32 protein-coding genes are annotated in these 24,660 nt (G+C 71.1%); 20 read left to right on the top strand and 12 right to left on the bottom strand.

Annotated features, from left to right (window positions below; all coding sequences use genetic code 11):
- Positions 1-16: 16 nt before the first annotated feature.
- Positions 17-502, top strand: coding sequence for a DUF6194 family protein (locus tag CLV63_RS21550; protein ID WP_342751421.1), 486 nt, complete (start codon positions 17-19; stop codon positions 500-502).
- 241 nt (positions 503-743) lie between these two features.
- Here the strand turns inward: CLV63_RS21550 and CLV63_RS21545 are convergent, their stop codons facing one another.
- A complete protein-coding gene (locus tag CLV63_RS21545; RefSeq protein WP_106584980.1) occupies positions 744-1,508 on the bottom strand; it encodes a class I SAM-dependent methyltransferase in 765 nt (254 codons plus the stop codon).
- Positions 1,509-1,727: 219 nt separating this feature from the next.
- Here CLV63_RS21545 and CLV63_RS21540 point away from each other — a divergent pair, with 219 nt between their 5' ends.
- Complete coding sequence (locus tag CLV63_RS21540) at positions 1,728-2,330, top strand: TetR/AcrR family transcriptional regulator (protein WP_106584979.1); 603 nt, start codon at positions 1,728-1,730, stop codon at positions 2,328-2,330.
- 116 nt (positions 2,331-2,446) lie between these two features.
- On the top strand, positions 2,447-4,171 hold the full coding sequence (locus CLV63_RS21535) for a serine/threonine-protein kinase (protein WP_211301408.1): 1,725 nt from the start codon (positions 2,447-2,449) through the stop codon (positions 4,169-4,171).
- A gap of 157 nt (positions 4,172-4,328) precedes the next feature.
- Here CLV63_RS21535 and CLV63_RS21530 read toward each other — a convergent pair whose 3' ends face one another.
- The 3 genes from CLV63_RS21530 to CLV63_RS21520 form a co-directional block, all read right to left on the bottom strand.
- Positions 4,329-5,504, bottom strand: coding sequence for a winged helix DNA-binding domain-containing protein (locus CLV63_RS21530; RefSeq protein WP_106585074.1), 1,176 nt, complete (start codon positions 5,502-5,504; stop codon positions 4,329-4,331).
- Between the two features lie 267 nt (positions 5,505-5,771).
- Positions 5,772-6,809 (bottom strand): hypothetical protein, encoded by a 1,038-nt coding sequence (locus tag CLV63_RS21525; RefSeq protein WP_245928966.1) that lies wholly within the window; start codon positions 6,807-6,809, stop codon positions 5,772-5,774.
- A gap of 8 nt (positions 6,810-6,817) precedes the next feature.
- Positions 6,818-7,291 carry an ATP-binding protein gene (locus CLV63_RS21520; RefSeq protein ID WP_106584978.1) on the bottom strand — a complete coding sequence of 158 codons (474 nt, stop codon included), beginning with the start codon at positions 7,289-7,291 and terminating at the stop codon, positions 6,818-6,820.
- 321 nt (positions 7,292-7,612) lie between these two features.
- Here CLV63_RS21520 and CLV63_RS21515 point away from each other — a divergent pair, with 321 nt between their 5' ends.
- The 6 genes from CLV63_RS21515 (at position 7,613) to CLV63_RS21490 (ending at position 9,472) form a co-directional block, all read left to right on the top strand.
- Positions 7,613-8,437 (top strand): helix-turn-helix domain-containing protein, encoded by an 825-nt coding sequence (locus CLV63_RS21515; RefSeq protein ID WP_106584977.1) that lies wholly within the window; start codon positions 7,613-7,615, stop codon positions 8,435-8,437.
- Positions 8,427-8,609, top strand: a complete 183-nt coding sequence (locus CLV63_RS21510; RefSeq protein WP_106584976.1) for a DUF397 domain-containing protein — start codon at positions 8,427-8,429, stop codon at positions 8,607-8,609. The genes CLV63_RS21515 and CLV63_RS21510 overlap by 11 nt, the downstream gene beginning before the upstream one ends.
- Before the next feature lie 139 nt (positions 8,610-8,748).
- Entirely contained in the window at positions 8,749-8,934 is a 186-nt protein-coding gene (locus tag CLV63_RS21505; protein WP_106584975.1) for a DUF397 domain-containing protein, read from the top strand.
- A complete protein-coding gene (locus tag CLV63_RS21500) occupies positions 8,892-9,116 on the top strand; it encodes a DUF397 domain-containing protein (protein WP_342751420.1) in 225 nt (74 codons plus the stop codon). The genes CLV63_RS21505 and CLV63_RS21500 overlap by 43 nt, the downstream gene beginning before the upstream one ends.
- A complete protein-coding gene (locus CLV63_RS21495; RefSeq protein ID WP_106585072.1) occupies positions 9,109-9,297 on the top strand; it encodes a DUF397 domain-containing protein in 189 nt (62 codons plus the stop codon). Before CLV63_RS21500 ends, CLV63_RS21495 begins: the two co-directional genes overlap by 8 nt.
- Positions 9,290-9,472 (top strand): DUF397 domain-containing protein, encoded by a 183-nt coding sequence (locus tag CLV63_RS21490; RefSeq protein ID WP_106584973.1) that lies wholly within the window; start codon positions 9,290-9,292, stop codon positions 9,470-9,472. The genes CLV63_RS21495 and CLV63_RS21490 overlap by 8 nt, the downstream gene beginning before the upstream one ends.
- An 85-nt stretch (positions 9,473-9,557) precedes the next feature.
- Here the strand turns inward: CLV63_RS21490 and CLV63_RS21485 are convergent, their stop codons facing one another.
- Positions 9,558-10,133, bottom strand: coding sequence for a CGNR zinc finger domain-containing protein (locus CLV63_RS21485; protein ID WP_106584972.1), 576 nt, complete (start codon positions 10,131-10,133; stop codon positions 9,558-9,560).
- 103 nt (positions 10,134-10,236) lie between these two features.
- Here CLV63_RS21485 and CLV63_RS21480 point away from each other — a divergent pair, with 103 nt between their 5' ends.
- Positions 10,237-11,409: an epoxide hydrolase family protein gene (locus tag CLV63_RS21480; RefSeq protein WP_106584971.1), complete on the top strand. Its 1,173-nt coding sequence runs from the start codon at positions 10,237-10,239 to the stop codon at positions 11,407-11,409.
- 88 nt (positions 11,410-11,497) lie between these two features.
- On the opposite strand, the gene CLV63_RS21475 is transcribed toward CLV63_RS21480, so the two are convergent.
- Entirely contained in the window at positions 11,498-11,761 is a 264-nt protein-coding gene (locus CLV63_RS21475; protein ID WP_106584970.1) for a hypothetical protein, read from the bottom strand.
- 53 nt (positions 11,762-11,814) lie between these two features.
- On the opposite strand from CLV63_RS21475, the gene CLV63_RS21470 reads away from it, so the two are divergent.
- Together CLV63_RS21470 and CLV63_RS21465 are read left to right on the top strand one after the other, a co-directional pair.
- Positions 11,815-12,570 carry a MerR family transcriptional regulator gene (locus tag CLV63_RS21470; protein ID WP_106584969.1) on the top strand — a complete coding sequence of 252 codons (756 nt, stop codon included), beginning with the start codon at positions 11,815-11,817 and terminating at the stop codon, positions 12,568-12,570.
- Between the two features lie 414 nt (positions 12,571-12,984).
- The gene (locus CLV63_RS21465) at positions 12,985-13,629 is read left to right on the top strand and encodes a dihydrofolate reductase family protein (RefSeq protein WP_106584968.1); all 645 of its coding nucleotides are present in this window, start codon (positions 12,985-12,987) and stop codon (positions 13,627-13,629) included.
- A 355-nt stretch (positions 13,630-13,984) separates the two neighbouring features.
- On the opposite strand, the gene CLV63_RS21455 is transcribed toward CLV63_RS21465, so the two are convergent.
- On the bottom strand, positions 13,985-14,485 hold the full coding sequence (locus CLV63_RS21455) for a pyridoxamine 5'-phosphate oxidase family protein (RefSeq protein ID WP_106584967.1): 501 nt from the start codon (positions 14,483-14,485) through the stop codon (positions 13,985-13,987).
- Between the two features lie 68 nt (positions 14,486-14,553).
- Positions 14,554-14,979: a VOC family protein gene (locus CLV63_RS21450; RefSeq protein WP_211301418.1), complete on the bottom strand. Its 426-nt coding sequence runs from the start codon at positions 14,977-14,979 to the stop codon at positions 14,554-14,556.
- Between the two features lie 328 nt (positions 14,980-15,307).
- Here CLV63_RS21450 and CLV63_RS21445 point away from each other — a divergent pair, with 328 nt between their 5' ends.
- The 6 genes from CLV63_RS21445 (at position 15,308) to CLV63_RS21420 (ending at position 19,102) form a co-directional block, all read left to right on the top strand.
- Complete coding sequence (locus CLV63_RS21445) at positions 15,308-15,643, top strand: ArsR/SmtB family transcription factor (protein ID WP_106584965.1); 336 nt, start codon at positions 15,308-15,310, stop codon at positions 15,641-15,643.
- Positions 15,643-16,368 (top strand): cation diffusion facilitator family transporter, encoded by a 726-nt coding sequence (locus CLV63_RS21440; RefSeq protein WP_106584964.1) that lies wholly within the window; start codon positions 15,643-15,645, stop codon positions 16,366-16,368. The genes CLV63_RS21445 and CLV63_RS21440 overlap by 1 nt, the downstream gene beginning before the upstream one ends.
- 361 nt (positions 16,369-16,729) lie before the next feature.
- Entirely contained in the window at positions 16,730-17,068 is a 339-nt protein-coding gene (locus tag CLV63_RS34665; RefSeq protein ID WP_245928975.1) for a methyltransferase family protein, read from the top strand.
- Between the two features lie 184 nt (positions 17,069-17,252).
- Positions 17,253-18,059 (top strand): NUDIX hydrolase, encoded by an 807-nt coding sequence (locus CLV63_RS34660; RefSeq protein ID WP_245928965.1) that lies wholly within the window; start codon positions 17,253-17,255, stop codon positions 18,057-18,059.
- Between the two features lie 99 nt (positions 18,060-18,158).
- Complete coding sequence (locus CLV63_RS21425; protein WP_170134293.1) at positions 18,159-18,719, top strand: PadR family transcriptional regulator; 561 nt, start codon at positions 18,159-18,161, stop codon at positions 18,717-18,719.
- On the top strand, positions 18,716-19,102 hold the full coding sequence (locus CLV63_RS21420) for a hypothetical protein (protein WP_106584962.1): 387 nt from the start codon (positions 18,716-18,718) through the stop codon (positions 19,100-19,102). The genes CLV63_RS21425 and CLV63_RS21420 overlap by 4 nt, the downstream gene beginning before the upstream one ends.
- Before the next feature lie 28 nt (positions 19,103-19,130).
- Here the strand turns inward: CLV63_RS21420 and CLV63_RS21415 are convergent, their stop codons facing one another.
- Positions 19,131-19,511 carry a DoxX family protein gene (locus tag CLV63_RS21415; RefSeq protein ID WP_106584961.1) on the bottom strand — a complete coding sequence of 127 codons (381 nt, stop codon included), beginning with the start codon at positions 19,509-19,511 and terminating at the stop codon, positions 19,131-19,133.
- 237 nt (positions 19,512-19,748) lie between these two features.
- Positions 19,749-20,195 (bottom strand): nuclear transport factor 2 family protein, encoded by a 447-nt coding sequence (locus CLV63_RS21410; RefSeq protein WP_106584960.1) that lies wholly within the window; start codon positions 20,193-20,195, stop codon positions 19,749-19,751.
- Between the two features lie 150 nt (positions 20,196-20,345).
- On the opposite strand from CLV63_RS21410, the gene sigJ reads away from it, so the two are divergent.
- On the top strand, positions 20,346-21,281 hold the full coding sequence (gene sigJ / locus CLV63_RS21405; protein ID WP_106584959.1) for an RNA polymerase sigma factor SigJ: 936 nt from the start codon (positions 20,346-20,348) through the stop codon (positions 21,279-21,281).
- Positions 21,282-21,411: 130 nt separating this feature from the next.
- Here the strand turns inward: sigJ and CLV63_RS21400 are convergent, their stop codons facing one another.
- Positions 21,412-22,269 (bottom strand): alpha/beta fold hydrolase, encoded by an 858-nt coding sequence (locus CLV63_RS21400; protein WP_106584958.1) that lies wholly within the window; start codon positions 22,267-22,269, stop codon positions 21,412-21,414.
- Between the two features lie 78 nt (positions 22,270-22,347).
- Here CLV63_RS21400 and CLV63_RS21395 point away from each other — a divergent pair, with 78 nt between their 5' ends.
- Positions 22,348-23,301, top strand: a complete 954-nt coding sequence (locus CLV63_RS21395; protein WP_106584957.1) for a helix-turn-helix domain-containing protein — start codon at positions 22,348-22,350, stop codon at positions 23,299-23,301.
- On the opposite strand, the gene CLV63_RS21390 is transcribed toward CLV63_RS21395, so the two are convergent.
- Entirely contained in the window at positions 23,234-24,403 is a 1,170-nt protein-coding gene (locus CLV63_RS21390) for a serine hydrolase domain-containing protein (protein WP_106585070.1), read from the bottom strand. The genes CLV63_RS21395 and CLV63_RS21390 overlap by 68 nt on opposite strands.
- Positions 24,404-24,660: the final 257 nt, after the last annotated feature.

Here is a 24,660-nt window from a genome sequence, read left to right as displayed (position 1 = left end):
AGGCGATACTCGAACCATGAGAATGGAACAGATCATCACGACCGTGCGCGGATTCGACGGCGCGCTCGCGGTCGTCGCCGAACATGGCGGCGACCTCCCCGAGATCGCATGGGGCGACGTGTTCTTCTACCACGCGCCCGACGGACAGATGCCGAACAACGTCCAGCCCTACGGGACCATCGTCACCAAGGACTACCCCGGCGACACCGCCTCCGCCCTGGACCCCGCCGACCGCTGGCGGGTCAACGTCCACGTGGACCGCGCGACGTTCCGGGAACTGACGGGGGAGGAGCCGCGCGCCCTCACCCGGCCCCGCGACTACGCGGCCGCCGACAGCGTGGTGCCGCACCCGGTCTACGGGGAGCTCGGCTGGATCTGCGTCGTCAATCCGGGCCCGGAGACAGCGGACACGGTCGTCGCGCTGCTGCGCGCCGCTCACGACGCCGCCCGCGCCCGGTCCGAGCGGCGCCACGCAGCGGGAAGGCCGCGACAGGACGGCTGACCCGGCACGGGGCCGCGCACGGGCCAGCGCCCGCGCGCACCCGTGCCGACCACGGCCGCACGTTCCCGCCCGCGCGCTGACACCGTCAACTGCGGCCCCGTGCGCAACACGGCCGGACGCCCCGCGCGGCCGGTCAGCGCCCACGGCAGCGTCGACCGGCCTCACGCATTCGTGCAACCCATCGGCGCCCACACAGGCGTCGATCAACCGCACGGATTCCCTGATCGGCGGTTGGCGCGGCTCAGAGCGCGGCGGCGCGGACGGCGGTCACGGCCAGGGTGGTGTAGCTCATCGTGAAGCGCCCGCCCAGGGCGTCGATGGCGGCCCCGACCGCGTCCAATACCTCGGCCAACTGGTCGGGGCGGAGGCGGGTGAGGCCGCCGGTGGTGGGGAGCAGGTCGAGCCACTGGCCGCGCGTGTAGGACTGCTCCCAGTCGAACCGCCACTGCTCGGGCCCGTCGAACCGCCCGGTCTCGCTGATCGTGGCGGCGGTCTTCGCGTAGGCCGCCTGGTAGAGGTCGATCGGACGCCGGTCCGGTTGGCCGTTGAGCGGGGAGTCGGGCGCCACCCGCCGGAAGGCGGCGGCGAACGGTCCGGCCACCTCGGCGGGCGGCTCGTAGACGTGCCCGAAGATCGCCAGCCGCCCGCCGGGGCGCAGCACCTGCGCCGCCTTCACGGCCCCGGCGACCGGGTCGACCCAGTGCCACGCCTGCGCGGCGACGACCGCGTCGAACGTCCGGCCGCACGGCTGCCAGGACTCGAAGTCCGCCACCTCGGTCCGCACGCCCTTGGCGCGTGCGACGTCGGCCATCCGCGCATCGGGCTCGATGCCGAGGACGGTGCAGCCGGCGGCCTGGAACTGGCGGGCCGCGATGCCGGTACCGCAGCCGACGTCGAGCACGTCGGTTCCGGGAATCCCCGCGACGATCCGCGCCACCAGCGCGTCGGGATAGGAGGGCCGCGCGTGGTCGTAGCGCTGCGCATCGACGCCGAACGACTCGGCCATCGACCGGGCCTTGTGCGACTGCCCCGGGGACGGTTCGGCAGCCTCACGCGGCACTTGCGATTGGCCCGGGGACAGTTCGGCGACCTCACGCGGCTCATGCGGCTGGTCAGGGAACGGCTCTGCTGGCTCTCGCGGTAGAGTGGGCATGCGCCCACATTAGTGGGCGCATGCCCACTCAACAAGCGGTGCCAGCGGCCCGACGCGCGAGAGGAACCGTGGATGCCGACCGGGGTACACCTTCGCGACGCGCGGCAGCAGCTGTTCGACGCAGCCGAACGCGTCCTCCTGCGGGAGGGGCCCGACGGGCTGACCAGCCGCGCCGTCACCGATGAGGCCGACTGCGCCAAAGGGGTCCTGCACCGGCACTTCGGCGACTTCGACGCCTTCCTCACCGACCTCGTCCTCGACCGGGCCGCGCGGCTCGAAACCCAGGCGGCCGCGCTGCGCGAGTCCGCCGGCACCGGCACCGTGGCCGACAACCTCACCAACGCGCTGACCACCCTTTTCGGACCTGTCCCGATGGCGGTCATCCCGCTCATCACCTTCCGCGACGAGCTGCGCGCGCGGCTGCGGCAGGCCAGGTCCGGAGGCGGGATCGCGATCCTCGCCGAAGCCACGGCCGCCATCTCCGCCTACCTGACCGAGGAGCGCGAACGGGGCCGCATCGCCGCCGACGCCGACATCGACTCGCTCACCCTCTCCCTGGTCGGCGGCGGGCACCTCCTGTTCACCGACCACACCCCCGGCCCCCCGGCCACCGCGGACATCACCCGGTTCGTAACCGGGGCCATCTCCGGCGCTGTACCCGAGCACCCGGCCTAGGGACCCCGGACGGTCGGCTCGCGCATGCGGAACCGGCATTCGCCAATCGACCGCCTATCCGGACAGTCGTGCCCTTATGAGACCATTGCTCCCCTTCACTACCTGGAAGCGGTGCCGTGGCCGAACCCCTGCGCGAAGGCGACCCCACCAGATTCGGCCAATACGAGTTGCATGCGCGGCTCGGAGCGGGCGGGATGGGGCAGGTGTACCTGGGGCGCTCCCCGGGTGGACGCCTGGTCGCGGTCAAGGTCGTGCGGCCCGAACTGTCCGGGGACGCGGCCTTCCGTCGGCGTTTCGCCGACGAGGTGATGGCCGCCCGCAAGGTCGGCGGTTTCTACACCGCCCCGGTCATCGACGCCGACACCGGTGCCGACCCGCCGTGGCTGGCCACCGCCTATATCCCGGGCCCCTCCCTGCACCAAGCCATAACCGAGCGCGGTCCCCTGAACCCGGATTCAGTCGCGGCGCTCGGGGCCGGGCTGGCCGAGGGGCTGGTCGCCGTGCACGCGAGCGGGATCGTGCACCGAGACCTCAAACCCGCGAACGTCGTGCTCGGCGAGGACGGGCCGCGGGTGATCGACTTCGGCATCGCCCGCGTCCTGGACAACACCTCCTTCACCAAGCCCTCCACCGTCTTGGGCACGGCGGCGTTCACGTCCCCCGAACAGGCCCGTGCCCAGCCGGTTGGGCCGGCGTCCGACGTGTTCTCGCTGGGGTGCGTGCTGGTCTTCGCCATGACCGGACACAGCCCGTTCGGTGAAGGCCCGGCCCACGCCGTCCTCTTCCGGGTCGTGCACGAGAAGCCGGACCTGTCCGGCCTGCGCGGCCCCGTGGGCGGGATGGTGGCGGAATGCCTGGCCAAGGATCCGGGTGCGCGGATCCACCTGGACAAGCTGCGGGACGTCCTGGCGATCCTGGCGCCGCGTGCACCCGCGAGTACCGGCGAGTGGTGGCCGGGCGATGACCTCACCGAGGTCATCGCCCAGCACACGACACGCCTGTACACCCTGATCGACACCGACCGCACGCGATCCCCCGGAGAGAAAGAGCGTGAGAGCGCAGGATCCCGCGGAGGACGCGATTCCGGTAGGGCGGCGCGCACGGACCAGGCGGACCTGGTGATCGGCAACCTCGGCCCGGACGAGCTCGAAATCGTCATGGACGGGGCTGTGCTGGGCACGGTCCCCGAAGGCACCAGCCAAGCCTTCAAGATTGGAGCAGGTGCGCACGCTGTCCAGGCGCGGGTGGGAACGCTCAGTGGCACGCAACGGCAGGTGACGGTGGGACCGAGGGGCGCCGCGGTCACCTTCGACACCACCAAGCGCCGTTCACCGCCGGAACCGGTGGAGACGGTGACGTTCACCGCCAGCAAGATATCCGATGGACTCGGGATCGGCGCGAGCGCGGTTCTGGTCTGTGTGATCCTGGGGCTGGTCATCGCCGCGCTGGTGCCGACTCAGTACCCGCCGCACCCGGTGGCGGGCCTGCCGCAGTTCTTGCTGTTGGGGAGCCCGCTGCTCGGCCTTGCCCTCGGTGCGGTGGAGTACCTGCGTCCCGCGCCTTGGCTCACCTTCGACCGGAACGGATTGTCGTGGCGTGATCGCGCGGGAGGAGAAGCCCAGCGGGTCGCGTGGGCCGACGTGGACCGGGTCCGCCTGGTCGGTTCGGCCGGCGACACCAGTGTCGTGGTCTGGCCGGGGAAGGGGCGGTCCCGGCCGCGAGGGGAACCTTTCCAGGGCGGTGTCATTGTGTGCAAGGCCAAGGACGTCCACGCCGTCCTCAACCGGAAGGCGCACCGGTTGCGAGCCTGCCTGGAGTGGTTCCCCGAACAGGCGAAGTGATCGTCGCGTTCGAGAGTCGACCTCGGAGCCCCGGCGAGGAGCGGCCGCCGCTGCGGATCTGCCCGCATCAACGCATCAATGCATCAATGCATCAGGAGAGGGTGTGGCGGATCGGATCGGGGCGGGGCGGGGGCGGGCTGGGGCGCCCGCCATCCCGTCATCCCAGTGCGCGCGTTGCCGACCGCATCGCCGGTGAGACATAGCCGGTGCCGATACGGACGCCGCCGAGCCACTCGGTCAGCCGCTCCGCCTCCTCCGTGAGGGCCCGCTGCGTCGACGGCGGGACGGATTCGAGCAGCTGCACCCGGACGGCCCCTCGGTCGTCCTGCACCCACGTTCCGATCGCGCGGCCGTCGGCCCAGACCGTGGTGCCCGCGTTCCCGCGGCTCTCGAAGAGCTCGTCGCGGTACGGGCCGAGGTAGAAGTCCCGGTCGCGCCAGCCCATGACGGTCGGATCGAGCACCGGCAGCAGCGCGACCCACGAGCCCGGGTCGGCGACCGGGTCGGTGTCGTCGGGCAGCAGCCAGCCCGTGGCGCCGTTGTCGAGGGAGACCGCGACGGCGTCGAGTTCGGACAGTGCGGTGCGCACGATCGTCTTGGTGGCGCCCAGCCACCAGACGATGTCGTCCTCGGTCCCCGGCCCGAAGCTGTAGAGCCAGTGGCGGACGAGATCCCGATAGCCCTCGGCGACGCCCCGCGGCGCGGGGACGTCGCCGAGCCACTGCCCGGTCAGGGTCCACCGCGGCTGCGAGGCGGGGAAGCGGCCGGTGTTGACCCCGCGCACGATGTCCCCGGCGGCGCCGAGAACGGTGAGCACCCGCGGCGCCGACCACGCCTCGCCCGCCTGCCCGATGACCTTCACGGCGATCCTGGGCACGGCCCGGCGCACGTCGATGGCGGAAAGGCCCTCCGGTGCGTCGGCGAGAACGGCGAGGACCTCTTTCCTGGCCTGATCGATCCAGTCGTCCCCGTTTTCGGCGAGCCCCGACGCGACCACGTCCTTGCCCAGGCGGGCGCGCTCTGTGCGGGCGACGCGCGCGGCGGAGCTCGGCCACACGGTGGGCAGCAGGTCGCGGGGGAACACGAAGAGCGTGCGCCGCATCGCCAGCTGTTTGACGAGCACGCGGTCCTGGTAGATCGCTTGGTCGACGTCGGCGAGGGTCAGCGCGGCGACGCGGGCCCAACATGACAGGTAGACCGTGGCCGGTTCGGTCGCGTGGAGCGCGGTCACCGCCCGGGTGGCCGCAACGGGGGAGTCGGCGCGGAAGTCCGGCGCCAGAGCGTGCCGAATGGCCAGGCGAGAGCGGCGTTCGGCGTCGGTCACGTGTTGCACGGGCACATAGTGACACACCGCCCGTGGCCCAAGATCACGGTGGTGCCGCTCTGGAGAAAGCGCCGATTCGCGGCCAGCCGACTGACGCGGGATAGGGGGCATGAGCAGCGGTTATGCATCCGTGTCACGCCGACCGTACCGGGGGCGCGGTCGGCGGCGAACGCGTCTGACGCGTGGTGGTGGCTCGGCGGCGGGCCGTGGCGGGCAGGGGAGGGTGCCCGCTGCCCCGTTCCGGGGGAGGGGGAGGGGCCGCGCCGCCGAGCCGGTTCAGCGGGGTGGCGCGCCCGTTCGCGCGGTGCTGTCCGCGGTGCGTTGGGTGCGGGCCCTCGTGATGCGGTCGATGATCGTGTCGCGGCTCACCCCGAAAGCGCGGGCCAGCGCGCCGTAGGACTCCCCGGCCACGTGGCGATCCAGCAGAACCGCGTTGGCCACGCCGAGGTCGATGGGCGCGCGGCCCAAGGGCCGGGCCGCGATGCCCTGGGCTTTGCGGGCGCGGGCCTTGCGGCCGCGCAGCCGCACCAGGTACATCACGTTCTGGTGGCGCTCGCCGGTGCGGTCGGCGCCCCACATCCGGGCCGGGGCCTCGCCCTCGTGCCACAGGGCGTAGAAGGCCTTGCGGGCGCGTCCCAGGGCGCGGGTGAAGGCGGTGGGATCCATGCCCAGCGCCTGCCCGGCGCAGTGGCGGTCCTCGGTCTCGGCCAGGGCGGTGAGGACCTTGCGGTGGCCGGGGCGCAGCACCGCCCAGATCTGGGCCAGCGCCAGGCGGTCCACGATCGCGTCCTCGTGGCCGCCGGTGGGGGCGGACAGGTCGGTCCAGTAGCGGACGAACGCGCGGGAGAGCAGGGCCTTGTCGGCGCCTGCGAGGCCGCGGGTGCGCAGGTCGTGGTAGTGCTGGGTCTTGATGGCCTTCCACCCGACCGCGATCAGCTCGGTCTCGGCGGGACGCTCGGGGGCGGTCTGGAGGTGTTCGGTGATGGCCTCCCAGGCGGTTTCGGCGCGGTGGGTCATGGCCATGGCGTTGACCCAGTTGCACTCCCGGGCGGCCCACACGGCCAGGCGCACGGCCTGGAACGCGGTGTAGCCGTGGCCGACGGGGTCGTCGGCGCGGGGCGCGGGCAGCAGGGGACCGTACTCGCTGGAACCGCCGGGGCCTGCGGTGCGGTGTGCGGAGGACGGCGCCGGGGCGGTGCGGGTGCCGGTCTCCGTCGGGTTTGTGCCGGTGCCGGACTCCGCGGGGCCGGTGCGGGGGGCAGTCTCGTGCGCCGGGGCGGTGCCGGGCGCGGTCGCGGTGGTGGTCGGGGCCATGGCGGGATTCAGCCCCGGACGGTGGGCCGGTCGAGCTCGAACCACACCGTGGTGCGCCCGCCCTCGTGCAGGGTGCCCCACCGGGACGCCTCGGCATCGACCAGGAACAGGCCCCACCCGCCCGCGCGGTCGGGATCGACCGGGCGCACGTGCGGGGTGGACACGGCGGTGCCGGGTCGGCGGCCGCCGTCGGTGACCTTCACCTGGACGCGGCCCTCCAGCCGGGCCACGGTGATGACGACCTCGCCGCCGGGTTGGCCCGATCGTGTGTGGACGAGGGTGTTGTTGAACAGCTCGCTGGCCAGGCGCTCCAGGGTGTCCATCGCCCGGCCGGGCAGGGCCGCGACCGTGCGCAGATGGCGGCGCAGCACCGCGGCCTGGCACGCCGCACCGTCCACCGTCACCGAGACCCCGACCCGCTGCGCGCTCGTGTCCAACACGACCGGCGCCCGGTCGCCCAGGTCGATGGTCCGCCGCGGCATCCGCGCCCGGCCGGCTCCCGGACTGGCGGACGCATCCCCCCGCGCCCCTTTCTCGATCACTGCTCCCACAGGAATCACCTTCCATCCGAATTGCCGTTACGAGTGGCCGACGGACGTTTCCGGTGAATGGGGCGTTCCGCGCGAATGGGGCGGTTTCGATCGATCACCCGGGGTGTCCGTCAGCACCACCATGAACGCGTCGGAAGGTGGACGGCTAGCAAGATCACCACTCGGTCACGGTTGGTAGCTGGGTGTGGTGCCTGGCATTGAGATCGCCATATCTTGGTGGTGACGGTAGTACCCATGCGATGGAGGGTGGGAATGGACCGCAAAGCCAAACCTGCATGGCGTCGGTTGGGTAAAGAGATCCGTACTGCTCGCCTGCGAGCGAAGGTCACACAGGGCCAGGCAGCGAGGGCATTGCAGGTAGTTCAATCCACCGTGTCGGCTTGGGAATGTGGGACGCGCGGCATGCAGGCTGACCAGGCCGAAGAACTTGATCGAGTTTTTGGGACGTCTGGTGTTGTCATACGGGCATGGACCAAGGCCAACACCCCAACCGCTCTACCAGAGTGGTACGAAGAAGTCGGTCAGTTGGAAGCACTGATGTCCGAGCTGCGCGAGTATCAGCCACTTGTGATTCCCGGGTTGTTCCAAGTTCCGAGCTATGCTCGCGCGGTGTTGCGTGACACCACCCCCTTGGCTTCCTCCGGCGACCTAAAGAGCATGGCCAAGGCACGGATGCAACGCCAAGTGATCCTGAAAAAGGAAGATCCTCCGAAGATCTCGGTCGTCGTGGAAGCGGCTGTCATCGAGCGGCCAGTTGGCGGTTTCGACGTTCTTTATGAGCAGCTCGGCTACCTTCTGGGCCTGATAGATAGCGAAGCAATACGCCTCCAAGTCGTACAGCCCAGCCCGCCCTTCCACCCCGGCGGAGCCGGGCCATTCCGGATCTACACGTTCCCTGACAAGCCGGTGGTCGTTTCAGCAGAGCACATGGGCGGTGAGCAACTCATGGATGAAACGATGCTGGTGCAACACTCAATGGCCGTCTTCGGCATCCTTCAAGCTGAAGCACTATCGACCCGGGCGAGTCGCGATCTGATCCGCAAGGTCAAGGAAGAACTGGATAACAATGAAGCGTGATCCCCACTGGCACAAGAGCAGCTACAGCGCATCTCAGGGAAGTTGCGTCGAGGTTGCCGAGGGCCCGGTCGTCCTCGTACGCGACACCCAGCACCGGAGCCTCGGCCACATCGCGTACCCGCCCCAGGCATGGGCCGCGTTCCTGAGCGACCTCAAGCAGGACCGCCTCTAACCCTCTCACCATTCCCCGCCCACCCCAAAGCCTCCAGGCCCCGCCTGGAGGCTTGTCCTTGTTGTGAACCTGCCGCGCCGCCATGATGTAGCCACAAGCGGTTGCCCGACGACTGTCCTGCGCGCACAGGGAGATGCCGATGGACGCCCAGCACGCCTGGCATAAGAGCAGCTACAGCAACGGCAGCAACAACAACTGCGTCGAGGTGGCCGAGGGCGCTACCGTCCTCGTACGCGATACCCAGCACCGGGATCTCGGCCACATCGCGTATCCGCCCCAGGCATGGGTGGCGTTCGTGAGCGACCTTCAGGCGTGGTGTCCATGACTGACACGCGCGAGTGGCACAAGAGCACGTACAGCGCTGAGAAGGGAAGCTGCGTCGAGGTTGCCGAGGGCGCTACCGTCCTCGTACGCGATACCCAGCACCGGGATCTCGGCCACATCGCGTACCCGCACCAGGCATGGGCCGTGTTCCTCAACGACCTGAGGCGTGGTGTCCATGACTGACCCGCGCGCGTGGCACAAGAGTAGCTACAGCGGGGGGCAGGGAAGCTGCGTCGAGGTCGCCGAAGGCGACACTGTCCTCGTACGCGACACCCGGCACCGGGACCTCGGCCACATCGCGTATCCGCCCCAGGCATGGGTGGCGTTCGTGAGCGACTTAAGGCGTGGTGGTGTCCATGACTAACCCGCGCGCGTGGCACAAAAGCAGCTATAGCGCGCCCGAGGGAAGCTGCGTCGAGGTCGCCGAAGGCGACACGGTCTTCGTTCGGGACACGCAGCACCGGAGCCTCGGTCACATCGCGTACTCGTCCCAGGCATGGGCCGCGTTCCTGAGCGACCTTAAGCGCGACTGCCTCTAACCCCCTCACCGTTCCCCGCCGACCCCAAAGCCTCCAGGCCCCTCGCCTGGAGGCTTCTTGGCTTTGCATGGACCAGGGGTGACGATCACTGGGCTGAACTGGGGTTTTTGCGCTGGTTGGCGTTGAAGCGTGCCTTCTTCTGGCGGTTCCCGCACGTGTTCATGTCGCACCACTTGCGGGTGCGGCTCTGGCTGGTGTCGAAGAAGGCGGCTTGGCAGGTCGGCGACGCGCACAAGGCCAGTTTTCCGTCTCGTTCGCCCGAGATGACGCTGATCGCGTCGGCGGCGATCACGCTGAGGGCGTCTTCCACGCGGGACGCCGAGCTGAGGCGCCACTGCCGCTCGCCCTCGGGCGTCAGGATCGCCGCGGCCCGGCCCTCGGCGCTGCGGTCATTGATGACCTGGACGGCAGGCGCGGGAAGAGTGTCCTGGGCCGCGGCCGCCGTCGCGGCGGCGTGAATCGCCTCCCGCAGCTCCCGAGCGAGGTCGAGCTGAGCGTCGGTGCAGGAGTCCACGGCGAGGCCGTTCACCGCCAGCCAGTCAACGAGCCGGTGCGGCGCGGGGATGCGCTCTACGGCGTCGCCGCGCCGTTCCGTCAGCGTCGCCGTGAAGCTGGTGGCCAGGACAGTACCGAGGCGGAAGTCGGGGAATCCAGCAGGCATGGAACCACCTTAGCCGGTTGCAGGCTGACATGGCACCATGCTAGAACCGTCTTAGCCGGTTCGCGAAAAGTCGTATCCGGTTCCGCGAAGGCCAGGAGGTCCCATGCCCCGCCCAGCCAGCGACGTGCACGCGTTCGAAGCCCACGCACCAGACGCCGACCTCGACGATCTGCGTGCGCGACTGGCCGCGGCGCGGCTCCCGGAGGCCGAGACGGTCGACCGCACCGCGCCCGGCCCCCGCCGATGGGACCAGGGCGTCCCGCTCGCCGACCTCGTCGACGTCGTGGACTACTGGCGCACCGGGTACAACTGGCGGTCGTTCGAAGAGCGCCTCAACCGGATCGGCCAGTTCCGCACGACCATCGATGGTCTGGGAATCCACTTCCTGCACCGCCGATCCGCGCGCGCGGACGCCACCCCTCTGCTCATGACGCACGGCTGGCCGGACAGCATCGCCCGGTTCATCGATGTCGTGGACGAGCTGGCGGACCCGACCGATGCGGCCGCGCCGGCGTTCCACGTCGTGGTCCCGTCGCTACCGGGCTTCGGCTACAGCGACAAGCCGGCCGCCACCGGGTGGGGCACCGAGAAGATCGCGGCCGCGTGGGTGGAACTGATGGGGAGGCTCGGCTACGGCACGTTCGCAGCCCACGGCGGCGACTGGGGCGGCAACATCACCACGGTCCTCGGCGGCAGGTTCCCGGCGCACGTCCTCGGCATCCACACGACGTTCGCGGAAGGGCCGCCCGGGTTGTCGACGGACGGGCTGACGGCGGTCGAACGCGCGTGGACCGAGGAGACCCGCCACTTCTGGCGCCACCGCGCGGCCTACGCCAAGCAGCAGGCCACCCGGCCGCAGACCATCGGCTACTCGCTCGTCGACTCGCCGGTCGGGCTCCTCGCCTGGATCCTCGACAAGTTCGCCGAGTGGTCGGACACCGAGGACAGCCCGTTCGAGACGATCTCCAGAGACCGCGTTCTGGACGACGTCACCCTGTACTGGCTGACGCGGACCGGCGCGTCGGCGGCCCGCATCTACTACGAAAGCCACAACTCGCTGGACCCCGAACTCCGGGTCGACGTCCCCTCGGCACTCACGATGTACCCACGCGACGTCGAGAAGTGCCCGCGCCCCTGGGCGCAGCAGCGGTACCGGCAGATCGTCCGCTGGCGGACGCCCGAGCGCGGGGGACACTTCCCGGCCCTGGAGGTCCCGGAGTACTTCGTCAAGGACCTGCAAGAGGGCCTCGGGGCGGTGCTCGCCGCCAACCGGTGAACGCGGCGCGGCGACCGCTCGGAATACCCCCATGCGACGATCGCGGTTGCGGTCTGTCCCGACGCATTGCCGGTCACGACTGGCGTCCTTAGCCAAGGAGCCGTTCCAGCTCCATCTCGGCGTCCGGGCTGCCGGCGTCGGAGAGCCGTTGCAGTTCGCGAAGGTCGCGGTTCTCCACGGCGCGGCGGGTCAGCAGGCGTCCTGCGTACTCGTTGCCCTCATCGAGCAGTTCGGACAGCGCGTCCAGATCACTGCGCGTATCGGCGAGGTCGGCGAGCCGGTCCTGCGCGGTCTGGTTGCCCTCGTCCGCGAGTGCGCGAAGGGTGTCTTCATCGACGTTGTGATCGGTCATGGAACCAGCCTGAGACCTTGCCCTTGGGGCAAGGTCAAGTGCGACAATGGAGGATGCTGACGATCGGGCAACTCGCCGCCCATGCCGGCGTATCGACCAAGGCCATCCGCGTCTACCACGCCAAGGGCCTGCTGCCCGAACCAGAACGCGACGCCTCCGGGTACCGGCGCTACGACGCGCAGGCGATCATCGACCTGACCCGCATCGTCACCCTCGCCCAGGCCGGCGTCCCGCTGGCCCGTATCCCCGACGTGCTCAACGCGGACACCGAGAAGGACACCGCTGAACAGATCGACCGGATCGACACGGAGCTGCGCAACCACATCCGCCGACTCCAGCAGCGCCGGACCCGGCTGCGCCACCTCGACCAGCCCGACCGGCTCTGCCTCCCAGCCGAGGCAATCGAGTACATGGAGCGCCTGCGCGCCATCGGCCTGTCCGAACGCCACGAGCACGCCATCCGCGACGGCTTCATCCTCAGCTACGCCGTCGCCCCGGACATCACCCGAAGCATCCTGCCCACACGCACCGCCCTGCTGGACGACGAGGAGTACGTCGCCATGCTCCGCGGCTACGACGACGCGATCGACTGGAGCCCAGACGATCCCCGCCTCGACCAGCTCGCCGCCGCAGCAGCACGGCTGACCCAGCGCATGACGATGGCCTCCGACCTCCCCTCCTTCGACCGGGTGCCGCACGAGACCATCGAGATCCTCACCGGGCACCTCGGCATCGACTGCCCGGCATGGGAACGTCTCGACGAACTCCTCACCCGCCGGCTGACCGACCAGGCCCACGTACCCCGATAGAGCCGCTTACGCTCGCTGATCTCGATCTGCCGGATCGGGCCCGTGGTCTCGAAAGCCGCTTGTACCGCCGCTGAGGTCATGCCCCCGCAACAGCCAGTCGGCGCGTTCGTCCTTCTGCTGCAAGACCCCGGCTTGAGAACGCCTGGGGACTCGCGATCCCGCACCGCGAGTACACGTCCTCATAGCGGGTGCGGGGGATGGGGATTGATGGGGCGCTCTCGCGAGGGTGGCGAAGGGTGCTGTCTTCGGCAGCGCGGCCGAGTCCGGGCGGGTTGGCTGTCTGTTTGTCGGGGGCCTCTGCGAGGATCGCGGCGATCGCAGGGTGGAGGGCGATGACCTGCGGGAAGCAGACCGCACGCGGGCACAGTGTCGGGCCGGGCGGTCGATGGATGATCGGCGACATGGAGGAGCCACATGAGTCAACTGCTGCGCGTCCAGAACTTCACCGTCTCCAGCGACGGGTTCGGTGCCGGCGAGAACCAGAGCCTTGAGCGGCCGTTCGGCCACGCCGACCCCGGCGACATGTTCGCCTGGGCCGGCGCCACGGCGAACTGGCCCAACCGCACCGACCCCGGCGGCAGCCGCGGGCTCGACGACTACTTCACACGCGACTTCGCCCGCAACATCGGCGCCGAGATCATGGGCCGCAACAAGTTCGGCCCTCAGCGCGGGCCCTGGCACGACCACGACTGGGTCGGCTGGTGGGGCGACGAGCCGCCGTTCCACACCCCGGTGTTCGTCATGACCCACCACACGCGCCCTTCGTTCACGCTCTCCGACACCACGTTCCACTTCGTCGGCGGCGACCCGGCCGCCGTCCTCGAACAGGCGCGTGACGCAGCGCAGGGCAAGGACGTCAGACTCGGCGGCGGAGCATCGCTCATCCGGCAGTTCCTCGACGCCGACCTCGTCGACACCCTGCATGTGGCGGTCTCGAAGACGAAGCTCGGCTCCGGGGCACGGCTCTGGGAGTCCCCCGACGAACTGCTCGACCGCTTCCACCTGGACATCGTGCCCAGCCCGAGCGGCGTGACGCACCACCTGTTCTGGCGGAAGTGACACGAGGGCCCACGTGCCGGTAGCTCGGTCGTGGAGCGGTCTCGGCGGACGGGGATCGCCGAGGCCGGCGGGCCGCGCACCCGGCGGCGACGCAGCCTCGACCCGAAAACCCCTCGCCGCGGGATCGGGCGAGATGCTGTGCACCTGGGCACGCGACCACCACGTCACGGGGACCGGCGTGGACATCAGCACGGTGTTCACCGACCAGGCGCGGGCCCGCGCCGCCGAACTCGGCGTCGCCGACCGGGTCGATTTCGTCCACGGCGACGCCTCCGGCTACGTCGCGGACGAGCCGGCCGCGCGCCGCGGTGGGACGGGGCGGACGACCCACCCACCGCGCGCGGCCGCGCGCCGCTCAGCCGTTCCGGCGCTCCTCCCGCAGCCGGACCAGTTCCTCGACCGCGCTCGGCAGGGTCGTCTCGAAGTCGATCAGCTTCGCCCAGTTCGGGGTCACGACGATCCGGACCATGCCGTCGTGGTAGAGCGAACGCACCTCCGCCTCCCACTCGGCCCGCTGCTCGGGGGTCATCTCGTAGGTGGTGTTCGCCTGGAGGTACTCGTCCGGGATGCCGTCGACATAGTCCAGCTCGGCCCGGCCGCGGACGAGCAGGATCTTGGGCGGGTGCACCTCGGTGTCGATCGTCAAGGCGACCGCCGGGTTGTCGCGCAAGGCCGGGAGCTTCGGCGCGTTCCTCGTCGTGCACATGACGATCTCCGCGCCGTTCCACGCGAACGCGATCGGGACATTGCGGGGTGCGCCGTCCTTTGCGACGTAGGCCAAGCGGGTCAGGTCGCGCGCCAGCAGTTCCCGGCTCATCGGCCGGTTCAGTACCTCGGTGACATCGTCCGGTTGCATGGTGGTCTCTCTCCTGGTCGTTGCTGCGGCTCGTCCAACGGGCCGTTCCGGTCGGTCGCGCGGGGCTGTCAAGCGAGCTGCTCGGCCAGGGCGACGATGATGCCCTCAGGGCCGCGGACGTAGCAGAGCCGGTAGCTGTCCCCGTACCGGGCCAGCTCGCCGACGAGTTCGGCGCCGTGGTTGCGCAGGCGGGCGACGACGTCCTCGATGTCGTCCACGGCGAACATGACGCGGTGCATGCCCAGCGTGTTGTGCGGCGGGTGGTGCGACGCGTCGCCGATCGCCGCGGGGGAGAGGTACTTCGCGAGTTCGAGCCGGCTGTGGCCGTCCGGGGTCCGCATCATCGCGATGTCGCAGCGGACGCCGTCGAGTCCGACGGTGCGGTCCGCCCAGGGGCCCTCGACCTGCGCTTTGCCCTCCAGCTCCATGCCCAGTTCCGCGAAGAACGCAACAGCCGCGTCAAGGTCGCCGACGACAATGCCGACGTTGTCCATCCGCTGGATCGCCATGGTGGTTCTCCTTCATCGTCGCGCGGCCCGTCGTGGCCGCTGGTGTACCTGGGACGGAGCCGGCGCCGCATTCTCGACACCGGACACGTGCTGAGTCCTGGGTACCCGCATCCGGCCGCCGCCGCCCCGGTGCGCGCCCGCGACCCCCGCCGGACGAGGCCCGCGCGCACTCCGATCCGCCGCGGCGACCGTCCACCGTCCACCGGACGGCCGACAGCCGACGGCCGACAGCCGACAGCCGGGCCCACGTGCCCAGACACGATCTCCTGAATCCACTATTTCGTGGATTCAGGATCAGATGTATTGTCGGGGCATGCTGACGATCGCCACCGACATCGACGCCCTCGCCCGCTTCGGGCGCGCCCTGGCCGACCCCATCCGCTGCCGCATCCTCCTCGCGCTGCGCCAGGCCCCCGCGCACCCGGCCGAGCTGGCCGACGCGCTCGGCATCAGCCGCACCCGGCTGTCCAACCACCTGGCGTGCCTGCGCGACTGCGGGCTCGTGGTCACCGTGCCCGTGGGCCGCCGGGTGCGCTACGAACTGGCCGACGCCCGGTTGGGCCACGCCCTGGACGACCTGCGCTCAGCCGTCCTCGCGGTGGAGACCGACAAGACCTGCCCCGACGCCGAGGCGCAGGGCTGCTGCTGATGGCCGCGCCCGCCGCCGCCCGCCCCACCGAGGAGCGCCGGGCGGTGCTGACCCGCCGGATCCGGCTGTTCGTCGCCGCGACCATCGCCTACAACCTCGTCGAAGCCGTCGTCGCCATCACCGCCGGCGCCCTGGCCTCATCGACCGCGCTCATCGGCTTCGGCCTGGACTCGATCATCGAGGTGTCCTCGGCGGCCGCGGTGGCCTGGCAGTTCTCCGCCCGCGACGCCGCCGTGCGCCAGGCCCGCGAACACCGGGCGCTGCGCGTCATCGCCGTCTCGTTCTTCGCCCTCGCCGCCTACGTCGCCTTCGAGGCCGTGCGCTCCCTCGCCGGGTCGGGCGAGGCCGAACCCTCCACTCCCGGCATCGTGCTCGCCGCCGCCTCCCTGGCCGTCATGCCGTTCCTGTCCCTGGCCCAGCGCCGCACCGGGCGCGAGCTCGGCTCGGCCACAGCGGTGGCCGACTCCAAGCAGACCCTGCTGTGCACCTACCTCTCCGCCGCCCTGCTCATCGGGCTGCTGGCCAACGCGCTCCTGGGCTGGGCCTGGGCCGACCCGGTCGTCGCGCTGGTCATCGCCGCGATGGCCGTGAAGGAGGGCCGCGAAGCATGGCGCGGGGACGCCTGCTGCGCCCCGGCCGGTATCGCCCTCACCGCCCGGCCCTCCGCAGCGGGGGAGGACGCGTGCGGGTGCGGGCCCGACTGCTCCTGCTGCACCGCCGACTGACACCCCGCCCCCGAACCCCGCACCGAATCCCACCCCCCTGGACCCCGCCCCCCGGACCCGGTCGCTCGGCCCCCTGGTCCGGCGACCGATCGGAGGAACACCGTGGCCCTCGCCGCGCTCCTGCTCTACCTCGCCGCCCTGCTCCTGGCGTTCGGACTGCGCACCCTCATCGCATGGCGGCGCACCGGCGACACCGGCTTCCGCCGACCCGACACCGCGCCGCTGTCCCCGGCCTGGTGGGGCACCGCCCCGTTCATCGCCGCCACGCTCCTGGGGGCGGCCGCCCCGGCAGTTGCCCTGGCGGGCGTCCCCCCCGCTGGCGCAGCCGCACACCGCAGTGGGCTGGGGCGGTGTGGCGCTCATGGCCCTCGCCCTCGCACTGGTGCTGGCGTCCCAGACCGCAATGGGCGCGTCCTGGCGCATCGGAGTGGACGATTCCGAACACACCGAACTGGTCACCGGCGGAGTCTTCGCGCTGGTGCGCAACCCGATCTTCACCGCGATCGGCGTGCTGCTGGGCGGCATGGTCGCCGCCGTGCCGTCCCTGTTGTCGGTGGCGGCGCTGGGCGTGTTCGTCGCGGCGGTGCAGATCCAGGTCCGCGGCGTCGAGGAGCCCTACCTCCGACGCACCCACCCCGGCGGGTACCCCGGCTACGCACGCCGCACGGGACGGTTCCTGCCCGGGGTGGGTCGGCTCTGACCCCGCCGGTGTCCCCGGCGCCCACGGCACCTCGAAGTCCTCAGGTCTCCGACCTGGGGGCTTCTCCCGTCGGTGGCGTCGGCCGGGCGACGGGCACCTGGGTGGGGCCGCCGGGGCGGACGGTACGGTTTCCGCGATCGATCTCCGGGTGTTGTGCGCACCCGGGAAGAAAGGACGACACCGCGTGGCCGACCGGGCCGAACCCCCCGCGCCGTGGCCGCGGAAGGGCACGAAGGACGACGAGGACGACACGGAGACCGGCAACGAGTACTGGGACCGCACGGCCGGCGCCCGGATCTTCGTCCGCGAGTGGGGCGGGAACAGACGCGACGACCGGCTCTTCCCCCTCGACGGAAAGAACAGCATCCTGGACCGGGTGGGCGGCGCGAAGCGGAATAAGGCCACGTGCGGCGGCCGCCGCCGCGGCTGCGGGTGCCGGGGCGGAATGGGCCAGGATGATCCGATGAGCATTGGGACGAGCGGGATGGACAGGACGGGCGGTCCGTCCGAGGCGGTCGCGAGCGGGCCGAAGCGGCGCGGGTTCCGGCTGGCGGCCTACGCCGTGTGCATCGGGGACGGGCGGGTGCTGCTCGCCCGGCATGCGTCGGGGACCTGGACGCTGCCGGGCGGTCGGGTCGAGCACGCCGAGGACCCGTTCGACACGGTGATCCGGGAGGTCGCCGAGGAGACCGGCTGCACGGCCGAGGTCGAGAGCCTGCTGGGGGTCGACTCGCGGGTGATCCCCGCGGCCGCGGCACGAGCGGGGGTCGAGCACCAGAACGTCGGCATCTTCTACCGGGTCCGCATCACCGGCGGCACGCTCCGGCCCGAACCCAGCGGTGAGACGGTCGCGACGGTCTGGACGCCGATCCCCGACGTGGCCGGCCTCCACCGGTCATCGCTGGTCGACATCGGACTCGCCTTGGCGCGGACCGCCCCGCCGACGGGCCACGTCGCTCCCGTCCCGGTCGGCGGCCTGATCCAGCACTGAGGCGCCGCCGCAGGCGCGGCGCGGGCCGACGGTCCGGGGCCGGGGGCCGGGTGGGCGATCGTTCGCCCGCTCACCTATCTATGAGATATGTTGTCGGGTGTGAAATTCCTGATTCTGGGTCTCCTCATCGCGAAGCCCCTGTCGCTCTATGAGCTGCACGCCCGGTTCGACGCCGGTCTCACGCACATCTACGCCGCGAGCTACGGCAGCATCCACCGGGCGCTGCGGCAGTTGCACGCCGCCGGCGACATCGCGCAGGTCGACGAGCCGCGTGCGCCGCGCAACGCGAAGCGGTACGCGGCGACCGGCCAGGGGCGAGGGGCCTGGCGGGAGTGGATGGGGCGGCCGCAGCCGAGCGAGGACTCGGAGGCGTCGATGCTGGCGCGCGTCCTGCTGCTCGGCGTCCTCGAAACCACCGCGGAGCGAAAGGACGTGCTCCTCGCACTGCACCGGCGCGCCCTCGCCGACCTCGCGGAGATCCGGGCGGTCGACACCACGCTGGGCGCTCCCGGAGACGCCACCGCGACACAGCGGTATCCGCGCGCGACCCTCGACTACGGCGTGCGCGCGAGTGCGGAAATGGTGAGGTGGCTGGAGCAGTTGCTCGGCGAGCTCGCGCCGGACGAGGGGACCGCGGAGCGGGGGAGCGGGCACCGATGACGACCGCCGCAATCGCGGTCGCGCTCGCCGTCCTGATCGGGCTTGCCGTGATGCAGGTCCTCATCATCGCCGGCCGACCGGTCGGGGAGTACGCCTGGGGCGGGCAGCACCGCGTTGCGACACCGCGGCTGCGACGGGCCGCCGCAGCCGCCATCGTGCTCTACGTCGGCTTCGCCCTCCTGCTGATGAGCCGGGCCGGTGTGCTTCCCGGTGGCAGCACGGGCGTAATCGTCGTGGCCACGTGGGTGCTGTTCGCCTATTGCGCGGTCGCGATCGTCCCGAATTCGATCTCGCGCAGCAGGCGCGAACGGCTGGTGCAGACCCCCGTCAGTATCGTGCTCGCCTTCAGCGTCCTCGTCATCGCGGCCGCGCCCGGCGCCTGACTCACCCGGGAGGAGGCGGCGCGGCCGGTCAGGCGCCGAAGGGGTACGGCCCGAGGCGGCCCCAGGCCACGGTGATGGCCAGGACGGCGAGGGTCAGGCTGACCGCTATCCCCTGCGGCTCCTTGCGGCGAAGGTGGGTGAGCGCGGCGCCGAGCATCAGCAGCACCAGGCCGATCGCCGCCAACGGCGCGAGGACCGGTGCGATACCGAGGAGCGGGGGGAGGGTGAGCCCGGCCGCGGCGAGGAGTTCCAGCACGCCGATCGCCTTGACCATCCCCGTACCGACGTCCTCCGCCCAGCCCAGGCCCAGCGTTGTGAGCTTCTCCGTGGAGGTGAGCAGCTTCATAGCTCCGGAGCCCAGGAACGTCGCTGCGAGCACCGCGGCGACGATCCACAGGAACACGTTCATCAAGGCTTCTCCTCATTGCATGGGGACCTGGAGGCGCCGCATCCAGACCGGGCCGGTGTCGACCGCTCCCGAAGGGCCCGGGAAGGGGGCGGCGGCGCCGGTACCGATCGGGCCGTGTCGCGGTGCAGGGGGTGCGGCGGCTCGCGGTGCGGTGCGGACGCGGTCCGGGCCACCGGCGCGAGTGCGCGTGCCGGTGGCCCTGGCCCGCTACGCGGGCCGGCTGTGCGGTGGAGCGCGCTAGAGCGAAACGGCGGACATGGGGTCCACCGGGACGCCGTCGTCCTCCCGGTACCGCACCTCGTAGATGCGCTGCGTGAACTGCCAGCCGTCGGGTGTGCGCCGGTAGCGGTCGTGGTAGATGGAGTGGTTCAGGTGCACGCGCCCGTCGTGGAAGCGCCCGGTCTCGGTGATGTAGGTGCGGCCGGTGGCGGTGTCACCGTCGACCTGGATCGTGCCCGGGTGCACGAGGTGCATGAAGACCTCCCAGTTGCTCCGGAGCCGTTCGATCCCGGCGCGGATCTCCTCCCTGCTGGTGAACTCGGCGATGGTGGGGATGCGCAGCAGGGCGTCGTGTGTGAACAGCGACGCGAGGCGGTCGTAGTCGCCCATCATCGCCGCGTCGGCGTACTCGCCGCGCAGCGCCTCGATCTCGAAACGGTCGGCGATAGCCTTGGTGTCGCTCATCGGGTTCTTCCTCCCTTGTCCGTCCTGCGGTGTCTCAGAGGTCCGACGGCGCAGCCCCGCGGTTTGTGAGGCGCGGCCGCGCCTCACAAACCGCGGGGCTGCGCCGTCGGTAGGGAGAGGGCAGCTGCGAGCAAGGGAGTCGTCGACACCATGACCACCCAATCCGGGCCGCACGGCGGCCGACCCGATCCGGGCCTGAGCGCGATCATGAGCGAGCGGCGGCACCTGATCAACCTGTCGTACCGGTTGCTGGGTTCACTCGCCGACGCCGAGGACGCCGTGCAGGAGACCTACGCCCGCTGGTACGCGATGTCGCCCGAGCAGCAGGACGCCATCGCCGCCCCCGGCGCCTGGTTGACCAAGGTCGCCGGGCGCATCTGCCTGGATCTGCTCGGCTCGGCGCGGGCCCGGCGGGAGAGCTACGTGGGGGAGTGGATCCCGGAGCCGCTGCCCGACCGCGCGGAGTGGAACACCGGGCCGTCGACGAGTGACCCGGCCGATCCGGCCGACCGGGTCACCTTGGACGAGTCGGTGAGCATGGCGTTCCTCGTCGTCCTCGAATCGATGACCCCGGCCGAGCGGGTGGCGTTCATCCTGCACGACGTGTTCCGTTACCCCTTCGCCGACGTCGCCGAGATCGTCGGCCGCACACCGGGGGCCTGCCGCCAGCTCGCCACGTCGGCCCGCCGCCGTGTCCGCGAAACCCAGGCGCCCGCGACCTCGGCGGCCCGGCGTGCCGACGTCGTCCGGGCCTTCAAGGAGGCGTGGGAGGCCAAGGACATCGAGGCCCTCATCGGCCTCCTCGACCCCGACGCCACAACGGTCGCCGACAGTGGCGGGCTGGTCAGCGCCATCCTGGGGCCGGTCGAGGGCGCCGAGCGGGTCGCGCGCGCGGTCATCGACCTCGCTGTCCGGGCTCCCGGCCTGACCGTCGTGGAGCGTTCGGTCAACGGCCAGCCCGGTCTGGTGGTGCAGTACGAAGGCGCCACCGCCGCGGTGGTGGCGTTCGACGTCGTCGACGACCGCATCACCCAGATCTGGGGCATCCGCAACCCCCAAAAACTCCGCCCCTGGACCACCACCTGACGCTCGACCTCGCACGGCCCTGCCGCCGATACTCCGGCGGCAGGGTGCGCCGGCTCAGGTCCGCGAGTGGGCCGTGCGGCAGGAGCGGATACCCGGGGAGCCCGTCGACGCGTGGCGCCCCTCCGGTCTCTCAGCCCGCCCGAACGGCGTGGGCCGCGGTGAAGACCAGCAGGGGAGCTGCGGTCCGCGGCGGATCTTCGAGCAGGGGCGAGTGCCCGAGACCGGGCAGCAACTCGACCTCCGCACCCGGAACGGCGCGGTAGTCGGCGGCGGACGAGGCCCGCCATCGGCGGTCGTCCGCGCCGAAGACCACCAGGAGCGGCTTGCCCAGGACCGCCAGCCGATCCGGCAGCGCCCGCTGCTCCAGGTAGGCGACGGTGCCCCTCATCGTCGTGGTGAGCGAGTGGTAGGTCATGTCGCGCACGTCGTCCAAGAGCTCGTCCGGAACCCGGTAGCCCGCGCGGCTGAACCCGGTGCTTGCGAACCGGCGGATCTGCTCGTCGCTCGGCGGCCACTGCACGGGGTCGATCACGGCGGCCTCCGATGGGATGAAGGCGTCCAGGCTGGGTCCGGTGTTGACGAGCGCGAGCGCGGTCACCAGGTCGGGCCGATCCTCGGCGAGGGCGGTGGCCACCACGCCGCCGCTGGAATGGCCGACGACCACGGCGTGCTCGACGCCGAGCCGGTCCAGTGCCGCGGCGGCGCGGCGCGCCTGGTCCGGGATCGCGTAGCCGCGGTCGGCCGGTTTGGCGGACCGACCGTGCCCGAGCAGGTCGATCCGGATGACGCGATGCGATCCGGCCAGCAGCGGGACCATAGGGGCCCAAGAGCGGGCCGAGGACGCGGACCCGTGGATGAGCAGGAGCGCGGGGGCCTCGCGTGGACCGTCCTGGCACACATGGATGTCGCCGTCCTCCAGCGACAGGGTCGAACTCTCAGTGGTCTGGGCGCCGCCGTTCACGTGCGGGCCGCCGTCGGAAGCAGTCATGAGCCCACTGTCTCCGACGGTATGCGCCGATGGATTGGACGAATGTCCCCCTCAGCCTGCCTCACATAGCATGGGGCCGTGCGGACGTTCATGCACGGTGCGGCTGTATGGGGCGTCGCCTCCCCCCGGCGGCCCAGCCGGGTGGCCGGGGTGACCATGGCCGGATTCCGTGTTCGTGACCTCGACACCCTCCGGATGGTCCCGCACCCGGCCGTGACACTGCTCCTGGAGTTCGGTGCCGGTTCGGCCGTCCTCGACAGTGCCGCCGGGCAGCACCGGGGAAGCGTCGTCGCCGGTCCCGGGCTCGGGTCCGGAGGCGCGGTCCAGGCGCGGGGTGAGAACGTCGCGTGCGTGCAGGTGCGCCTGTCCCCGGTGATCGCACGCGCGGTTCTGGGCACCTCTCCCGCCGACCTCGACGGCGCCATCGTGTCCCTTCCCGACCTGTGGGGCCGGGAGGCGGCGCGGATCCGCGAGCGGCTGGGCGATGCGTCGTCGTGGCAGGACCGATTCGCGTTGACGGACGCGCTGCTCGCCCGCCGGTACGAGGAGGGGCCGCCGGTGGCCCCGGAGGTCGCCTGGGCCTGGCACCGGATCCTCGCCGGCCGCGGCCTGACCCGGATCGACGGGCTCGCGGCCGAGGTCGGGTGGAGCCGGAAGCGGCTGTGGTCCCGGTTCCGGTCGCAGCTCGGCCTGCCGCCCAAGCGCGCCGTGTCACTGGTCCGCTTCGACCATGCCGCCCACCGCCTGGTCGCGGGGGAAAGCGCGGCCCGGGTCGCGGCCGACGGCGGCTACGCCGACCAGTCCCACCTGCATCGGGATGTCAAGGCGTTCACCGGGGCAACGCCCGCGGCAGTGGCCGACGAACCGTTTCTCGCCGTTGACGACATCGCATGGCCCTTCCGCGGAATCGGGGCGGTGGATCCGCCCTCCGGCCGCCCCTTGGGGCGGCCGGAGGGCGGGGTGCTCAGGGCGTCGTGTCTGCCGCCGGGGCGGGCGTCTCGTCGGCCTTTCCGCCGTGGAAGACCTCTGTGACGAGCCGTTGCTTCGCCTGTTCGAATGCCTTGGCCACGGTGGTGAAGTCGAGTTCGGCGTCTCCCAAGGTGAGCGATGCGGTGAGGGTCGTGCCGCCGTCGAGTGTGCTGTACATCATCGCCGCCCATCCGGCGAAGCCGCCGTTGTGGTGGACGACGGTGCCGCCGCGGCCGGTGTCCTCGACGAACAGCCCCAGGCCGTAGCGGAAGTCGCCGCTCTTGGGGTGCGGCGTGCGCATTTCGGCCAGCAGTGGGGCCGGCAGGAGCCGGCCGCCCATGAGCGCGGAGATGAACGTGTGGAGGTCCTTGGTGGTCGAGATCATGTCGGCGGAACTGGAGGCCCAGGAGGGGTTCATGCGGGTGACGTCGGCCACCTTCGGCCGGCCGGCGTCCTCGTACCAGTAGTAACCGTGGGCGTGCGGGTGGGGGATCTCCGGTGAGGCGTCCGGCAGCACGGTGTTCGACATCCCCAGCGGGTGCAGGATCAGCCGTTGCATCTCGGCTGCGATCGTGCGGCCGGTGACCTTCTCGATCAGCAGCCTGGCCAGCACGTAGTTGGTGTTGGAGTAGCCCCAGTCCGTTCCCGGCTCGAACCGGGCCGGCTTGGACAGCGCCAGCCGGACCAGGTCCTGCGGTTGGTAGGTGTGGGACAGGGCGTCCACGTACTCCTGGCCCAGCGCGGGGATGCCCGGCAGGAGGGTCCCGTCGGGGTCGAATTCGCCGGTGAAATTGAACACCCCGCTGGTGTGCTGGAGGAGCATGCGCACCGTGACCCGCCCGTCGAGCCCGAACTCGGGCAGGGTGTCGGCCACCGGGTCGTCCAATCCGATCGCGCCCTCGGCCACCAGTTGCAGGACCGCGGTCGCGACCAGGGTCTTGGTGGTGCTGGCGATCCGGAAGTGCCCGTTGGTCGGCGGCTTGGCGGTCTCGCCCAGCTTGCGCACCCCGGCGCTGCCGACCCATTCGCGCCCTTGTTCGTTCACACGGAGCTGCATTCCGGCGAAGCCGGAGTCGACGATGTCCTGGATCGCCGCCTGGAGTTCCGGGCGCTCCTGCCCGCTGGTCGTAGCACTGTCGTGGTTGACGCTGTTCGTTTCGTTCATGGCCTCGAGCGTCCACATTGACCTCGGGTCAAGGTCAAACCCCGACTTTCGCGTCACCTCGGCGGCCCATGACCGGAGGGCGGCGCGCTGGGAGGCGGGACCGTGCGCACCGCTGTGCCCCGCGGCAGGAAGCTTGTCCCTGACCCGGGGTCAAGGTGCACAATCGTCGGGTGACCACGGCGAACCCGGTCGATCCGGGGAGATCTTCCGATTCACCCGGGAGCATTACACCGGATGACGACACGCCGGTCGGGACC

The organism is Murinocardiopsis flavida, from assembly GCF_003014485.1.
GTDB lineage: Bacteria > Actinomycetota > Actinomycetes > Streptosporangiales > Streptosporangiaceae > Murinocardiopsis > Murinocardiopsis flavida.
This window is presented reverse-complemented; position numbering and strand designations above follow the sequence as displayed.

Coding starts and splice junctions, on each gene's coding strand:
- sigJ (WP_106584959.1), top strand. CDS start 20,346: ATGACCACCCAATCCGGGCCGCACGGCGGCCGACCCGATCCGGGCCTG.
- CLV63_RS34665 (WP_245928975.1), top strand. CDS start 16,730: ATGGCCCTCGCCCTCGCACTGGTGCTGGCGTCCCAGACCGCAATGGGC.
- CLV63_RS21545 (WP_106584980.1), bottom strand. CDS start 1,508: ATGGCCGAGTCGTTCGGCGTCGATGCGCAGCGCTACGACCACGCGCGG.
- CLV63_RS21455 (WP_106584967.1), bottom strand. CDS start 14,485: ATGCAACCGGACGATGTCACCGAGGTACTGAACCGGCCGATGAGCCGG.
- CLV63_RS21415 (WP_106584961.1), bottom strand. CDS start 19,511: ATGAACGTGTTCCTGTGGATCGTCGCCGCGGTGCTCGCAGCGACGTTC.
- CLV63_RS21420 (WP_106584962.1), top strand. CDS start 18,716: ATGACGACCGCCGCAATCGCGGTCGCGCTCGCCGTCCTGATCGGGCTT.
- CLV63_RS21440 (WP_106584964.1), top strand. CDS start 15,643: ATGGCCGCGCCCGCCGCCGCCCGCCCCACCGAGGAGCGCCGGGCGGTG.
- CLV63_RS21400 (WP_106584958.1), bottom strand. CDS start 22,269: ATGACTGCTTCCGACGGCGGCCCGCACGTGAACGGCGGCGCCCAGACC.
- CLV63_RS21510 (WP_106584976.1), top strand. CDS start 8,427: ATGAAGCGTGATCCCCACTGGCACAAGAGCAGCTACAGCGCATCTCAG.
- CLV63_RS21470 (WP_106584969.1), top strand. CDS start 11,815: ATGCTGACGATCGGGCAACTCGCCGCCCATGCCGGCGTATCGACCAAG.
- CLV63_RS21445 (WP_106584965.1), top strand. CDS start 15,308: ATGCTGACGATCGCCACCGACATCGACGCCCTCGCCCGCTTCGGGCGC.
- CLV63_RS21520 (WP_106584978.1), bottom strand. CDS start 7,291: ATGCCGCGGCGGACCATCGACCTGGGCGACCGGGCGCCGGTCGTGTTG.
- CLV63_RS21540 (WP_106584979.1), top strand. CDS start 1,728: ATGCCGACCGGGGTACACCTTCGCGACGCGCGGCAGCAGCTGTTCGAC.
- CLV63_RS21390 (WP_106585070.1), bottom strand. CDS start 24,403: ATGAACGAAACGAACAGCGTCAACCACGACAGTGCTACGACCAGCGGG.
- CLV63_RS21475 (WP_106584970.1), bottom strand. CDS start 11,761: ATGACCGATCACAACGTCGATGAAGACACCCTTCGCGCACTCGCGGAC.
- CLV63_RS21450 (WP_211301418.1), bottom strand. CDS start 14,979: ATGGACAACGTCGGCATTGTCGTCGGCGACCTTGACGCGGCTGTTGCG.
- CLV63_RS21495 (WP_106585072.1), top strand. CDS start 9,109: ATGACTGACCCGCGCGCGTGGCACAAGAGTAGCTACAGCGGGGGGCAG.
- CLV63_RS21515 (WP_106584977.1), top strand. CDS start 7,613: ATGGACCGCAAAGCCAAACCTGCATGGCGTCGGTTGGGTAAAGAGATC.
- CLV63_RS21525 (WP_245928966.1), bottom strand. CDS start 6,809: ATGGCCCCGACCACCACCGCGACCGCGCCCGGCACCGCCCCGGCGCAC.
- CLV63_RS21485 (WP_106584972.1), bottom strand. CDS start 10,133: ATGCCTGCTGGATTCCCCGACTTCCGCCTCGGTACTGTCCTGGCCACC.
- CLV63_RS21500 (WP_342751420.1), top strand. CDS start 8,892: ATGGGTGGCGTTCGTGAGCGACCTTCAGGCGTGGTGTCCATGACTGAC.
- CLV63_RS21480 (WP_106584971.1), top strand. CDS start 10,237: ATGCCCCGCCCAGCCAGCGACGTGCACGCGTTCGAAGCCCACGCACCA.
- CLV63_RS21465 (WP_106584968.1), top strand. CDS start 12,985: ATGAGTCAACTGCTGCGCGTCCAGAACTTCACCGTCTCCAGCGACGGG.
- CLV63_RS21410 (WP_106584960.1), bottom strand. CDS start 20,195: ATGAGCGACACCAAGGCTATCGCCGACCGTTTCGAGATCGAGGCGCTG.
- CLV63_RS21550 (WP_342751421.1), top strand. CDS start 17: ATGAGAATGGAACAGATCATCACGACCGTGCGCGGATTCGACGGCGCG.
- CLV63_RS21505 (WP_106584975.1), top strand. CDS start 8,749: ATGGACGCCCAGCACGCCTGGCATAAGAGCAGCTACAGCAACGGCAGC.
- CLV63_RS21490 (WP_106584973.1), top strand. CDS start 9,290: ATGACTAACCCGCGCGCGTGGCACAAAAGCAGCTATAGCGCGCCCGAG.